Origin of the sequence: Providencia sp. 2023EL-00965 (genome assembly GCF_033550225.1) — a bacterium.
Classification (GTDB): domain Bacteria; phylum Pseudomonadota; class Gammaproteobacteria; order Enterobacterales; family Enterobacteriaceae; genus Providencia; species Providencia manganoxydans.
In genome coordinates this window covers 1-13916 of the sequence record NZ_JAWUEH010000030.1, presented here as the reverse complement: position 1 = coordinate 13916, position 13916 = coordinate 1, and the positions used below count along the sequence as shown (strand labels likewise).

The following is a 13916-nucleotide window of genomic DNA, read 5'->3' as shown; positions in this document are numbered from 1 at the left end:
TCACTCGCGCCAGTCACATACTAATGTATGCTCCTAGCGTCTCGCTCACTGGTCGCCTAGTTGCACCTTGAATTATTTAGAGTATGTGTTGGGCGGACTTCAAGTTACAACACTGTTCGTTGAGGTACAAGTGACTGCGTTCACTCGCGCCAGTCACATACTGATGTATGCTCCTAGCGTCTCGCTCACTAGTCGCCTAGTTGCACCTTGAATTATTTAGAGTATGTGTTCGTCATACTTCATTTTTCGTGATGGTATAGAGAGTACTCATCCCAGCTATTTACTTATAGTGTATTGAGTGCCTATTAAGCATCTCAAATTATTTAGACTACACTATAAATGTCTCTCTTATTTAATCCCTAACCCAATATAGTGTTAGGGGGAAAATAAGATTGGGTTGTCATTTATTGAATAACTTCATTATTCTGTCATTAAACTGACATGCTAGCGTCATTACTTTGGCTTAGTTTTGCAATAACTAAGCTAGGAGATATGATAATGTTTAGTTTGGATACTCTGCTGCAAGATGCATTCCCAGACCGAGCGCCTCCCGCTTGGCAACGTAAATTACTCAGAAGCCTGCTATTTGAAAAAGAATTTAAACAATTTGCTGAAGATTATCCGCATCTGAAAGGTTTGGATTTAATTGAGCAAGTAGTCGAGAATTTTAATATTAGTTGTGAACTGGTGGAGGGCGATCTCGAAAATATTCCTTCACAAGGGCCAGTGATGTTAGTCGCTAATCATCCGATCGGTTCATTAGATGGCTTGGCTCTATTACGTACTGTTGCAACCATTAGGCCTGATGTAAAAGTCGTCGCTAATCAGCTTCTAAGTTATATTGAACCACTCAGTCATTTATTTGTTCCTGTAGATAATTTAAATAACCGTACTAGTCGAAAGCAAATTGAAGCCATGCAAACGCATTTAGAGCGACAAGGTGCCTTGATTTTATTTCCGGCTGGTGAGGTTTCGCGTTTAACGGCTAAAGGGATCCGTGATAGTCATTGGCATACTGGTTTTTTACGTTTAGCCGCGAAAGCGCGAGCACCAATTGTTCCCATTCATATTAGTGGTCGTAATAGCCACTTATTTTATATGACTTCATTTATTTACCGCCCATTGTCGACGCTATTATTAGTGCGTGAAATGTTTAAGCATCAAGGTGGGCGGATCAAAATTCGTATTGGCGGTCGTATTCCATTTGCACATTGGCACGATGGCCATACTCGAGCTCATGATCTCGCTGAGCGTTTTCGACGTCATGTCTATTTATTAGGACAAGGTAAAAGTGGTTTGTTTACTAGCGAAGCGCCGATTGCCTTGCCCGAAGATCGCCTTGAGTTGAAAAAAGCATTAATGGCATGTGAGCGGCTCGGTACCGCACCCGATGGTAAGGCAATTTTTCTGTATCGTCGCAAAAATGAAGCAAGAGCACCGATTTTAAGAGAGTTAGGTCGCTTACGTGAAATTGCGTTTCGTGCGGTTGGTGAAGGTTCTGGTAGGCGGCGTGATTTAGATAGTTATGATGATGACTATTATCACTTGGTATTATGGGATGAAGAAGAATTAGAAATTGTAGGTGCTTATCGCTTTATACCCACCTCGGAGCAATTAACGAATAAAGGTATTGAAAGTATCTATAGTTATACTTTGTTTCATTACGATCAAGAAATGCGCCCGATCCTTGAGCAAGGTATTGAGTTAGGGCGGAGTTTTATCCAACCTGCTTATTGGGGAAAACGTGGTCTCGACTATTTGTGGTTAGGGATCGGGGCATATTTAGCAAAATATCCGCAATATCGTTACTTATTTGGTCCCGTTTCAATGTCAGGAACCATGCCAATTGCAGCGCGTGACCTATTAATTGCCTTTTATCGCCTCTATTTCTCCCCTGAACATGCCATGGCACAATCTCGACAGCCTTATCCAGCATCATTACCACAGGTGCTGGCACAGTTTTCTGGTGATAATTATCAAGATGATTTAATTAGGTTGAAAAGCTTATTGAGCAATATTGGCAGCTCAATCCCAACATTGTATAAGCAGTATACCGAGCTGTGTGAACCCGGTGGAGTACAGTTTATTGATTTTGGTACTGATCCTGCATTTAACAACTGTATAGACGGATTGGTGCTGGTGGATCTCACTAAGTTAAAACCAACACGTTATCAGCGATATGTGGCGGTGCATTTAGGTAATGAGTCTAAAGAAGCGGAGACGTGACATGTCACACCATTTATATTGGTGATACTTCAAGTTGCAGCACCTTCCGTTAAGGTATGGTGACTATACTCATTCACTGGTCACCTAGCTGCATCTCGAATTATTTGGAGTCTATATTGATTATTTAAAGCAAATCTCAGCCCAACGAGTGAGGCCTGCGGTCACTGAGCCGAAATCATTACCACGTACAATCGGGATATTAGGCAACTGTTGTTCAATCGCCTGACATAACACAGGCGATTGCGCTGATCCGCCAGTCATAAAAATAGCATCGGGTTGAACCCCTCCTTGGCTTACTGCTTCTTTGACTAACTCAATCATTTTGCTTTTCGGCGATTCAATTGCATCGACCATTTGTGCTCGGCTAATATCAACTTCCAATATTTCATTGAGTAATGCGATGCGTACCAAGTAATTATCGTCTTTAGAAAGCGCGATTTTAGCCTCTTCTGCACGACGAACAAGGCTATAGCCTAATGTTTCATTATAGACTTCGATTAAACGTAATAGCTTCTCAGGCTCTTGTGCGTCTTGGCGTAAGCGATTAAGAGCGGCAAGGTTTTGTTTTGCATAGAAATCTTTTTGTGCTTCAACATTATTAATAGCAATTGGGTTCCAAAATTGGCTGATTGGCATTTTGATCCCCGATACCATTTGGCTACTCATGCCAAAGTGATCCATCAATTGCTTTAATGCTAAATAAATATCAAGATCGTTCCCACCAACACGTTGGCCGCTATGTGCTAATAAGCTGTCGGCTCTATCCGTTTTTCCCCTGTAGCTAGGGCCCATTTTGATTAATGAGCAGTCGGTGGTTCCACCGCCAATATCGACGACCAGCACGGTTTGGTCTTGTGCTAACGCGGCTTCATATTCAAGGCCTGCGGCAACAGGCTCAAATTGAAATTCAATATGTCTAAAACCAGCCCGCTTTGCTGCTTTAATTAAGATAGCTTCAGCTTGTTGGTTGGCGAGTTCACCACCGCGACCGTGGAAGTTGATAGGGCGACCAATCACTGTATCTGTGATGGTGTGCTGAAGCTGTTGCTCTGCGGTGTGTTTAATATTGGCCATCATCGCGCAAACAAGATCTTCAAAAAAACTAATCTGCACTTCATGTAGACCAGATGCCCCAAGAAAGGATTTTGGAGATTTGACATAATAAACATCACGTGGATCTTTAAGGTACAGATCTAACGCAGCTTGGCCGAACACGATATCTTCCGGTACTAGCTCAATACCTTCTTCGCGGTTATAAGCTATTGAGCGTCTAAGAATTTGCTCACCAACCACGTCGGACGGTGCAATATTTAAGTGGCGAAACAAATGCTCAGAGACCGATTCGCGAGTGGGTGCGCATAGAGTAGAAGGTATGTAGGTGCTATGACCTTCTAATGGTAGTAGGGTAGGTTTACCTTGATCCATAATTGCCACAGCACAGTTTGATGTACCATAGTCAAAGCCAATAAACATTTCGCCTCCTCGTCTCTTTGTATTGCTGAAAAAGGCGGCAAACTTTACCGGAAGCGATGGTGAATTGCTACAGGAAAAGTGTGCTTAATTAAGTTAGATTAGTCTAACCACATTTATGAATGACAAACTGAGGTTCCTCAATGCCAATTGTTGAAATGTTAAGTACAGGGGATGAAGTACTGCATGGGCAGATTATCGATACCAATGCAGCTTGGTTGGCAGATTGTTTTTTCCAAGAAGGTTTTCCTTTAAATGGACGAACAACGACCGGTGATAACTTAGATGACTTGGTTAAGACACTGTGCGAACGCAGTCAACATGCCGATATTTTGATTGTTAACGGCGGGCTTGGGCCAACCAGTGATGATTTGAGTGCATTAGCTGCTGCGACAGCAGCAGGTGTTCCTTTGGTCGAACATGTGGAATGGATTGCAGTAATGGAACGTTACTTTGCTTCAAGGGAGCGAGTGATGCCGGAAACTAACCGTAAACAAGCATTGTTACCAGAAGGAGCTGAATTAATTGATAATCCAGTAGGTACGGCATGCGGTTTTGCCATGGAGCTCAATGGCTGTTGGTTATTTTTCACTCCTGGTGTTCCATCTGAATTTAAAGTGATGGTCGATGGACAAATTTTGCCACGGCTACGTCAACGGTACCCACTTAGTGAGCCACCTTTGTGTTTACGTTTAACCACCTTTGGCCGTAGTGAAAGTAGCTTAGCAACACAGTTTGATCCGTTATCTCTGCCTGAAAGTTGCGTACTTGGCTATCGTTCTTCCATGCCAATTATTGAATTGAAGTTGACAGGGCCGGCAACACAAAAGCAGTTAATGTTATCGCAGTGGCAAACTATTAAGTCTGAGGTGAATGAAAACCTGATTTTTGAGGGAACCGAAGGCTTACCTAACGTTATCTGTCACGATTTAAATCAACAACAATTACGTGTAGCAATCAGTGAAGAGTTTAGTGCGGGGTTATTGACTTGGACATTGAATTCGGTTTCGGCTCCCCTAAATGGCAGCAGTGTGCTCAATCAGCAAGAAGATCAAAGTTTAGCTGCCTTGATAATACGTGCCAGCACGATGGCTAAGCAAGAGGATGCACAAATTGGCTTGGCTATCGGTGATCATCATGATGGCTGTTTAAACTTAGCGTTATATACTCCACAACAAAGCTATGCACAGCGTGTTCGTTATATGCCAAGTAACCATAGTACTAAAATAAAACAGGATGTGAGTGTGATGTTGATGCTGGATATGTTGTTACGTTGGCTAAGAGGGCGGAATGTATTTGGTCAATACGAATGGTTAGAGCAGTCAGAGACGTTAGTACAATAGTTTGCATGGCACGTTGCACTTTCGTAAACACGTAGCGTGCTTAGCTCATTTCTTTAAATATCACCATGTATTGCAACAATTTTGAGCCTTAAAACCTTCGAGATGTGTTGCTATCACCATTGTTTTTTATGCGAAATTCATTCTTTTTTATTTCAAATAAAAAAGAATGAATTTCATTATCGATTGTATAGTGAATATTCACAATAAAAGAAATTATTTAGACTATCTAAAAATGATTTTAATTAAATTTAAATGTTCACTTTTATTTTAAAATAGCTTTTGTTATTTACAACAATGGAAGTAAATAATTAAGTACATAGACGTACTTTTATACATGATAGATTGCTTTTATTTAATAATTGAAATAATTAGAAATACCTTAAATAAACCATGTAAAATCTGTGTGTTTTTTATGTTATTGATAAATCATTAATATTTATCATTTCTAATGATAATCTAAATACACGAATTTTGATACATAAGCGATTTTTTTTGGTAGTTATAAAAAAATGTAATATTAAGAATTAAATTTTGTATTTGTAGCATATACAGAGTTTGGGTAGTCATTATCACTGGTCGCAAAAGAGCATCTTAAAATGAGTGTGTGTCATGAGGTGCTATTTAATAGATATTATTGTTTTTCACTACTCATATATTGAGTTAAAAATGGTGTTTTTATCTAGTTGACTTTTTTTGACTAGTTTGATTTTGCAAAAATTGTCACGTAAATTAGTTAGTAAGAAATACAGCGAAATAAATTATTTTACTGTAGTTCTTTTAAATCCTTCGTATTCACCTAAATACGAGTTTTATTAAGTGATGCAGTTCGGAAGGAGAGCGTACAATGATGCGAGAGCAATCACAACAACCCCTTAAATTAGGGGAGCGAGCCATTTTTTCTAAAGCTGTCGGTTATGAAATTTATTTATTACGCAAGCGACGCTTATTAACAGGAAAAAAACTTGCAGAACTATTAAATATCTCTCAACAACAAATATCCCGTTATGAGCGTGGTGTATGTAATATTACGATTGATATGTTGATACTGGTATTAACGGTTCTAGATATGCCAATAGATGAATTTATTAGCCGAACATTAGTACGTATTTCAGCATTAAAATTCGAACATGGCTACGTAAGTAAAGATATTTTTTTTGAAAATAATAAAATATCCAATATAGGATAACTGTACTTTTGTCATAATTAGCATTGTGACTAAGTGTATATACTTATTTTAATTGCGCGTTGATAATTAATTTTTTCATTTAAAATCATATGGATATGAATACCTCCTTGATCTAATTGGATACCTAGTAACTTAAAAATTTAAATTACGTTTAATATACAAAATGGTTTTATTACACATAAGTTAAATTTATTAATATCTATATTATTAGTTATCTAAAAGATAAGGGGTGCACATAACTCATTATAAGTGAATTCACTTAATAAGGTTGGTGTTTATATGAATATAAAAACATATCTATGTAAATTATAAATATATGACAGTTGAAGTATATCAATGGCCTTTTTGAGGATATCTCTGTCATGTTTTCTTATGGGATATTAATCTATTTTAAACAGTATTTATAAAATAAATAAGGGCCGTTTTGGATAAAGACAATGTTCTCTTTGACGTGTGATAAGAGAGCATGATCTTTATTTCAATGGAACGAAATAAAGAGGCATCAAATAATCATTTAAAATTGAATGTTTTCTATCAGTTTTATTATTAACCAGATCCAAATAGGAATTTAATTATGTCGTTTAAAACTAACATGCTTTCTACTGCTTTATTTGCTGGCGTTTTTGCTGCAAGCCTGAATGCAATGGCAGCCCCTTCTGCGGAAGTGACTCTGCAAGGGATCCTGACTAACACTACCTGTGATGTCACTATTAATGGTGGTAAATCAGTATTAAACGTCGGTGTTTTCAATACGAAAGTGGGTGCAGCAGATGCAAGCTTCTCTGCTGTTAATGCTATCACTGCTCAAAAGGTTGATATGCCCGTGACTTTAGTTGGTTGCGCTGATGGTGAAAATGGCCAATTGATTGTTCAAGGTATTACTTCTGTTGCTAATAATGAGCAGAACCTGTTTGTTGCTGAAGATGCACAAACAGTAGGTTTTATGATTGAAGACAGCGCAAATACCGCTATCTCTAATGGTAAAGGTACAGCAGTTGACATTGAGGCGGGTAGTACTGAAGGCCAATATGTCTTTAAAGTTGGTATGGCAACTGCAACTGCAACACCAGCAGCTGGTTCTTACAGTGCGCCAGTTCTGATTTCTTATATCGTTAACTAATCATCGATTAGGTTTGAAGAACTTCTATCGGGTAAGGTAGCTAGCTGCCTTACTTTCTTCCTGTTAGAGACATGAGGCGAGGCAAATGCGAAACATTCGATTCATACAAGGAATATGCAGTGGGTTGCTATTGTTGTCTGCAACATCGCTGGCAGGTATTGCCATCGATAAGACGCGTGTGATTTTTACAGCTAATGACGATGCTTCGGGAACGAGCGTTGGGGTGACTAGCTCAAGCCAATCTTTAACTCCTTATTTAGTGAAAGCTCAGATTTTAAATACGCCTTTTAGTGATAAAGGTGAAACTCCATTCTTGGTTACACCTTCTTTATTTCGTTTAGAGCCTAGCACGACAAATCAAATTCGTATTATGAAAACAGCGGCGGCTTTGCCACAAGATAAAGAATCTGTTTTCTATTTACGTACTATTGCTATTCCAACCAGTGAAAAAGGATTAGAACAACCACAGAACAATATTGGCGGTACAGTACAAGTGTCGACAGGAAACGTGATTAAACTGTTTTATCGTCCAAATAATTTAGGAATGAACCAACAGCAAGCCATTAAATTATTGAAATTTACCCGTGCAAATAATGGCGTCACAGTTTCAAACTCAACACCGTACTACATCACACTAGCTGAATTAAAAATTGCCCATAAGAATGTACCGTTAAGTGTGAAGCTAAACAATAATATGATTGCTCCATTTAGTAAATACACCTATAGCCATGTCCCACAACAAGGGGCGGTCGAGTGGAAGGCAATTAATGATTACGGTGGTGTGGAGGTATTTCATGGGCAAGTTCAATAGTTCATTAATTTATTTTTTATTACTGCTGCTGTGTGGAAGCCAATTAACGCAAGCGAGTGATACAGAAATTAGTGCATTAATTAATGATGATTCAGGTTGTGAAATTCGTTTGCCTAGCACACTTGAATTTACTCCCCAACGTGTATCTGCATTTCAAGGAACGACTACGACTCATGAAATTAAACCATTACACGCACAATTATTTTGTGTCGACAAATTTGTGGAATTAACACCTAAGTTAACCCTAGAAGGGAATACGCCTTATAGCGTCAATAGTATTTTTCTTGATGGAACACCAAATAGTACCGGCTTTATGTTACGTGTCAGTGATGGAACATCACTCTCTTTAGGGGATTTTTATCAACCAGATAAAGCAATTAAGCGTGGCGTGCAGATCCCATTAACGCCACTTAATGCAGAGAACCACTATTTGGTTGAAGAGGTTTTTTGGGTTGGTTTAGTTGGACCTGTTGAAACAAATGTATTGCCGGGTAAATTTTCTGCAACATTAACGTTTAACCTTGTTTTTCAGTAATTTTTTTATAGGACATTTTTATGCAACACACTAAAAAAAAGATATTGACTTTATCACTGTTTATCGCTGCAAGCTTAACGGGTTTTAACCAAGGAGCATTCGCCGATACAACAGCAAAAACAACGATTTCTGCACATATTGTTGGGGGATCTTGCGATATTAGTGTTCCTGCGACTGTTGCATTTGGTGAGATACAAGCAGCAGATATTACAAGTACCAGTGACATATCTAAACCATTTGATCTGACATTGACTGGTTGTAACGGTTATGGATTAACGCCATCAATAACGGTTTCTGGGAATGTTGATCAAACGTCTGGAGCAGATCTCTTTGTCACCACAGCGGCAACGACCAGTAATGGTTATAGCATTTTGTTATCAACGGAAGGGAATACCAACTTCGATAAAAATGACAACTTAGCGACAAATAAGGTGATTAAGGCACTCGGTAATGATTGGAACACCAAAATGGCCGAAACCTTAAATGGCACCATTCCATTAAAAGCAGTGGTCAGCTGTGGTGATTGTGTTGCAAACACTTTGCAAGGTGGTGAGCTTAGCGCTGCGATTACCTTTAATTTTGCTTATAAATAACATCTGAAAACCATTCAACATTTTGATTATTAAGGTTTATTTATGAATGTGATGTCGGGGTATTCTTTAGTTGCCATTATGGCTGGATGGTTATTGCCAGTCACCGCGTTGTATGCCGGTACTGCATCCCAAGATGTGAAATTTACTGCCACTTTTATTGCGGGGAGTTGTGATATTACGGCGCCGAGTAGTGTCGCTTTTAATAATGGCGCTTCAGTTATGAGGGATTCGATTGCAGAGGGAAAAGAATCAGTAAATATCACACTGAATTTATCCAACTGTAATGGTTATTTTCTGGCACCCAATATTAGTGTATCAGGTGGTACAGTTGATATACAAAGTAAAAGATATTTTATGGATAGTAGTAGTACAACAAAAGGTTACGGTATTTTGTTGTCAACTCTAGGTAATGCAGCATGGTCTGCCAACAGTAATATCGCTCAGAATAAAGTCATAAATGCAAAAAGTTGGCCTAAAGAGGGAACGGAGCAAGTAACTACATTAAATGGCAACTTGGCTTTAACTGCGAAGTTAGTGTGTGGAAGTTGTACTGCGGGACCAAATTTACACGGCGGGGATTTCAAATCTACCGTGACTTTTACCTTTAAGTATAAATAGTTCTGAGGTTGATATGAGAATGAAGCATTTTCTCCACTATGTCATGTTATCCATCATATTATCATATGGCGTATTTACTCCGAGGATAGCATCAGCTGAAGCGGGAGGGATACGTTTAGGGCAGACCCGGGTGATTTTTAATGCAGAGGCTAAAAATGCCCAAATGATGATTAAAAATGGTAGCGATCAAGTCTATTTGCTCAAAGCTGATGTCATGAGTACGCAGGAAGGCAATGAGCAAAAATCTAAGCCTCCTTTTATAATAACGCCGCCAATATCGCGTTTAGAAGCGAAAAACCAAAGTACATTATTAATTGTGCCACAGGGTACAAATGTGCTGCCAACGGATCGTGAATCAGTTTTTTACCTCAGCTTACTGGCTATCCCATCGACGCCTAAAGGAAAAACAGCTATAGAAAGCATGACGCAAGCTCAAGTATCTGTAGGTATTCGTAATGTGATCAAGCTCTTTTATCGACCAGTAAAGCTACCAATTACAGTAGAGCAAGCGGCAGGCAAGTTAGTTTTCCATCAAACAGGTCAGCAGGTAGCTATTACTAATCCAACCCCCTATTTTTTGACACTGGCACAACTGGCTGTCAATCAGCATTTTATTGATTTACAGAATGTAGATCCTATGATTGCGCCATTTTCAACGAGCTATTATCCCATCAAAGGTCGAGTGACACAGGCTGAATGGGCTGTTATTACGGATTTTGGTGATATTAGCCCATTGTATCAGGCAACGATCCAAGTAGGAGAGGATCATGACAAACTATCGAGATAGTACAAGATTATGTCATGTTATTTTAAAAGGAGTGGTTCTATGGTACCTATGCGTGACATCAGCGCAGGCTAATAATATTCAAGAACTGCTTAACGGTATCACGTTAAAAAATACACGCGTAATTTATCCACATAGCGCAACTAATGGCGTTACTTATAGTGTGACGAATAACACCGCAATACCCTATTTATTACAGGCTCGTATTATATCGTGGCAAGATCCGCAGCTCACAAAGACAGACAGTGAACATGCAGATGAAACGGAAACTGAAGGTAGTTCCACATTTATTGCGTTACCACCATTGAAACGTTTTGAGTCTGAAGAAACGCTGACATTACGTATTCGTCAAAAACATAATTTGCTGGCGCAAGATAGAGAAACTCTTGAAGTATTATCATTGACTGCGATCCCAGCACAAGCAGATCCCAAAAAATTACAGAGTTCTGATGCTCAGTTTTCGTTTGCAATGCAAAATAACATTAAGTTGTTTTATCGACCCGCGGGATTACCTGAGTACAACATTGATAACGTTGAAAAGCAGTTACAATTTTCTCGGACAAAAACAGAGTTAGTTGTAAAAAATCCAACCCCATTTTACGTCACATTTAGTTCTCTTAGGGTCGGTAATGCCGAAATGAACTTAGATAACTCACGTATGATGGCCCCTTTTAGTGAGTCGACATGGCCTCTAGATAACAATGCTACAGATGAAGTGCATTGGCAATTGATTAATGATCAAGGTGGCACCCATGATGCAAATCATCGTCGTATAACACAAATAAAATAATAGAACACCAATAAAAAATAGTAACCCGATGCTCAATAAGCAATGGGGGGATTCTTGCATGAGCAAGATAGAGGATTATCATGAAAATAGCCCATAAAGCAACCGAAAATCTGACGAAGAGCGTTTTTTTTCGCTACCATCCATTAGCGTGGGTGCTGGTAGTTGTCATTTTCCCTGCGGTAGCAGAAGACTACTTTGACCCAAGTTTTTTAGGTGTGGTAGGGGAAAATACCGATGTCGATCTCTCTGCATTCTCTCAATCTGGTGGCGTGGCAGAAGGTGAATACACAGTCAGCGTTTTTGTTAATCAGCAAGACACTGGGCAGCATACTTTGAACTTTATTAAAAACGCACAAGGGCGTGTTGTTCCTGAGATGACACCCGCCGAGCTGGATGCATTTGGTGTAAATATTACGCAAATTCCAACGCTAAAAGATTTACCCGTAGATAAACAGATCTTAGATTTAGCAAGTTTGATCCCTCAAGCCACCACAAAATTGGATTTGGCGCGTTTACGTTTAGATATCAGTGTGCCACAAGTAGCAATGAAACAAGAAGTCTACCGTAATATTGATCCGGCACTATGGGATAATGGTATCCCCGCATTGATGGCAAACTATAACCTGAGTGCAGGACGTTCAACCAATCGTTATAGCCAAGGATTAAAAACTCATAACAGCAATTTATTTGCTTCGGTACGTGCGGGCGCGAATGCAGGGCCATGGCGTTTACGCAGTACCATAACTCATTCGCGTTTTGAATACAGCGGAGGGGTTAATGAATCCTCTAAAACACAAACTCAAACACGTTTTTCCAATACGACTCTTTCACGGGATATTCGTGCCCTGCGTTCCAATCTGGTGATGGGGGAAACTAAGACTCAAAGTGATGTTTTCGATAGTGTGCCATTCAAAGGAATTCAACTCACTTCCAGTGAGCAAATGTTACCTAATCAGCTGCGGGGTTATGCTCCAGCCATCAGTGGTGTAGCTAACAGTAACGCCCGTATTACGGTTCGTCAAAACGGTAATGTGATTTATGAAACTTATGTGGCACCGGGTGCTTTTTATATCAATGATATTCAACAAGCCGGATTGTCTGGGGACTATGATGTCACAGTTACAGAGGCCGATGGCAGTGAACGTAAGTTTGTCGTGCCTTATTCATCACTCCCCGTTATGTTACGTCCCGGTGGTTGGAAATATGAAATCGCTTCTGGGCGCTATGATGGTAATTTAACCACTAGCTCTCGCCGCTCAGACTTTATTTTAGGTACCGTAGTGTACGGCTTGCACAATAATATCACGCTCTATGGTGGCGGGTTGATGGCTAAAGACTATCAATCAGTCAGTTTGGGAAGTGGTTTCTCGTTAGGTGATTTTGGTGCAGTTTCGACCGATGTGACCCATTCATCGTCTAAATTTGCGAATTCAACTCAACAAGGTAGTGAACGCAAAACAGGGCAATCTTACCGTATTCGTTACTCAAAAAGTTTAATGTCAACAGGTACCTCAGTTGACCTCACTGCGTTACGTTATTCGACGGAGCATTTCTACAATTTTAGTGAATTTAACAGTCAGGGTTATCACCTTGAAGAGGGGATGAGACCATGGGCATTACAACGTCGTCGCAGTAGCTTCCAAACTCAGCTTAGTCAACAACTGGGGGAATATGGTTCTGTTCATTTCCGTGCTAACCGTGATGACTATTGGGGGAGTGACCGAACATTAACAGGACTTTCATTTGGGTATAGCAATAGCATTAAAGGGGTCAGCTATGGCGTTAACTATAACATTGACCGGATCAAAGATACCCGTAGTGATTGGCCTGAAAATCGCCAATTATCGTTTAATGTGAGTTTGCCATTCAGTTTATTTACTCAAAACAAAAATCTGGAATCAATCTATTCCACGTACTCCATGACTCATGATAATAACGGGCGCACTCAAAATAATACGGGATTAAGCGGTAGCCTGATGAATAGCAAGCTGTCCTATAGTGTGTCACAAAGTTGGGGGAATCAGGGACAAGTGGCTAATAGTAACCTGAATGCAGGTTATCAAGGCGATAAAGGAAGCATTAGCGCGGGTTATAGCTATAGCAATGTCAGCCAAAATATCAATATGAATGCGAGTGGCGGGTTTTTAGTGCATTCCGAAGGCGTGACACTTGCTCGCTCAATGGGCGACTCGGTGGCGCTAATCAGTGCACCCGGTGCTAGCGGCGTCAGTGTCAATGGAGGCGTTGCAGTGACCGACTGGCGTGGCTATGCAGTTTCGCCTTACCTATCTGAATACAATAAAAACAGTGTGGGTGTCAACGATCAACGAAAACTGATCCACTTTTAACTCAAATTCGATCAATCAAAAGTGATCCACTGTTTCATTTAGGTATGGCACCTGAGCGTCGTTTATCTTTCAATCGATAGCTTTCACCACTC

At 39.9% G+C, this 13916-nt stretch carries 12 protein-coding genes; 11 read left to right on the top strand and 1 reads right to left on the bottom strand.

The genetic code is table 11. The annotated features are described in order from the left end of the window. The first annotated feature begins 498 nt into the window (after window positions 1–498). On the top strand, window positions 499–2226 hold the full coding sequence (locus SC428_RS21610) for a lysophospholipid acyltransferase family protein (protein ID WP_070925344.1): 1728 nt from the start codon (window positions 499–501) through the stop codon (window positions 2224–2226). Between the two features lie 120 nt (window positions 2227–2346). On the opposite strand, the gene yegD is transcribed toward SC428_RS21610, so the two are convergent. After that, on the bottom strand, window positions 2347–3699 hold the full coding sequence (gene yegD / locus SC428_RS21605; protein WP_318710294.1) for a molecular chaperone: 1353 nt from the start codon (window positions 3697–3699) through the stop codon (window positions 2347–2349). Window positions 3700–3839: 140 nt separating this feature from the next. Here yegD and SC428_RS21600 point away from each other — a divergent pair, with 140 nt between their 5' ends. From SC428_RS21600 to SC428_RS21555, 10 genes are all read left to right on the top strand, one after another. Further along, on the top strand, window positions 3840–5039 hold the full coding sequence (locus SC428_RS21600; RefSeq protein ID WP_318710293.1) for a nicotinamide mononucleotide deamidase-related protein YfaY: 1200 nt from the start codon (window positions 3840–3842) through the stop codon (window positions 5037–5039). 844 nt (window positions 5040–5883) lie between these two features. Beyond that, window positions 5884–6225 carry a helix-turn-helix domain-containing protein gene (locus SC428_RS21595; RefSeq protein ID WP_283125943.1) on the top strand — a complete coding sequence of 114 codons (342 nt, stop codon included), beginning with the start codon at window positions 5884–5886 and terminating at the stop codon, window positions 6223–6225. A 574-nt stretch (window positions 6226–6799) separates the two neighbouring features. Beyond that, window positions 6800–7345, top strand: a complete 546-nt coding sequence (locus SC428_RS21590; protein WP_283125942.1) for a type 1 fimbrial protein — start codon at window positions 6800–6802, stop codon at window positions 7343–7345. A gap of 85 nt (window positions 7346–7430) precedes the next feature. After that, entirely contained in the window at window positions 7431–8156 is a 726-nt protein-coding gene (locus SC428_RS21585; RefSeq protein WP_283125941.1) for a molecular chaperone, read from the top strand. Next, on the top strand, window positions 8140–8691 hold the full coding sequence (locus SC428_RS21580; RefSeq protein ID WP_283125940.1) for a fimbrial protein: 552 nt from the start codon (window positions 8140–8142) through the stop codon (window positions 8689–8691). The genes SC428_RS21585 and SC428_RS21580 overlap by 17 nt, the downstream gene beginning before the upstream one ends. Before the next feature lie 20 nt (window positions 8692–8711). Beyond that, the gene (locus SC428_RS21575; protein ID WP_318710291.1) at window positions 8712–9284 is read left to right on the top strand and encodes a fimbrial protein; all 573 of its coding nucleotides are present in this window, start codon (window positions 8712–8714) and stop codon (window positions 9282–9284) included. Window positions 9285–9326: 42 nt separating this feature from the next. Continuing rightward, window positions 9327–9902 (top strand): fimbrial protein, encoded by a 576-nt coding sequence (locus tag SC428_RS21570; RefSeq protein ID WP_283125938.1) that lies wholly within the window; start codon window positions 9327–9329, stop codon window positions 9900–9902. A gap of 19 nt (window positions 9903–9921) precedes the next feature. Next, window positions 9922–10689, top strand: a complete 768-nt coding sequence (locus SC428_RS21565) for a molecular chaperone (protein WP_283125937.1) — start codon at window positions 9922–9924, stop codon at window positions 10687–10689. Further along, complete coding sequence (locus tag SC428_RS21560) at window positions 10670–11476, top strand: molecular chaperone (RefSeq protein WP_283125936.1); 807 nt, start codon at window positions 10670–10672, stop codon at window positions 11474–11476. Before SC428_RS21565 ends, SC428_RS21560 begins: the two co-directional genes overlap by 20 nt. An 80-nt stretch (window positions 11477–11556) precedes the next feature. Beyond that, entirely contained in the window at window positions 11557–13824 is a 2268-nt protein-coding gene (locus tag SC428_RS21555; protein WP_318710290.1) for a fimbria/pilus outer membrane usher protein, read from the top strand. Window positions 13825–13916: the final 92 nt, after the last annotated feature.

What these genes read in the sequence shown, in the direction of transcription:
- SC428_RS21610 (WP_070925344.1), top strand. Translation starts at nt 499, where the DNA reads ATGTTTAGTTTGGATACTCTGCTGCAAGATGCATTCCCAGACCGAGCG.
- yegD (WP_318710294.1), bottom strand. Translation starts at nt 3,699, where the DNA reads ATGTTTATTGGCTTTGACTATGGTACATCAAACTGTGCTGTGGCAATT.
- SC428_RS21600 (WP_318710293.1), top strand. Translation starts at nt 3,840, where the DNA reads ATGCCAATTGTTGAAATGTTAAGTACAGGGGATGAAGTACTGCATGGG.
- SC428_RS21595 (WP_283125943.1), top strand. Translation starts at nt 5,884, where the DNA reads ATGATGCGAGAGCAATCACAACAACCCCTTAAATTAGGGGAGCGAGCC.
- SC428_RS21590 (WP_283125942.1), top strand. Translation starts at nt 6,800, where the DNA reads ATGTCGTTTAAAACTAACATGCTTTCTACTGCTTTATTTGCTGGCGTT.
- SC428_RS21585 (WP_283125941.1), top strand. Translation starts at nt 7,431, where the DNA reads ATGCGAAACATTCGATTCATACAAGGAATATGCAGTGGGTTGCTATTG.
- SC428_RS21580 (WP_283125940.1), top strand. Translation starts at nt 8,140, where the DNA reads ATGGGCAAGTTCAATAGTTCATTAATTTATTTTTTATTACTGCTGCTG.
- SC428_RS21575 (WP_318710291.1), top strand. Translation starts at nt 8,712, where the DNA reads ATGCAACACACTAAAAAAAAGATATTGACTTTATCACTGTTTATCGCT.
- SC428_RS21570 (WP_283125938.1), top strand. Translation starts at nt 9,327, where the DNA reads ATGAATGTGATGTCGGGGTATTCTTTAGTTGCCATTATGGCTGGATGG.
- SC428_RS21565 (WP_283125937.1), top strand. Translation starts at nt 9,922, where the DNA reads ATGAAGCATTTTCTCCACTATGTCATGTTATCCATCATATTATCATAT.
- SC428_RS21560 (WP_283125936.1), top strand. Translation starts at nt 10,670, where the DNA reads ATGACAAACTATCGAGATAGTACAAGATTATGTCATGTTATTTTAAAA.
- SC428_RS21555 (WP_318710290.1), top strand. Translation starts at nt 11,557, where the DNA reads ATGAAAATAGCCCATAAAGCAACCGAAAATCTGACGAAGAGCGTTTTT.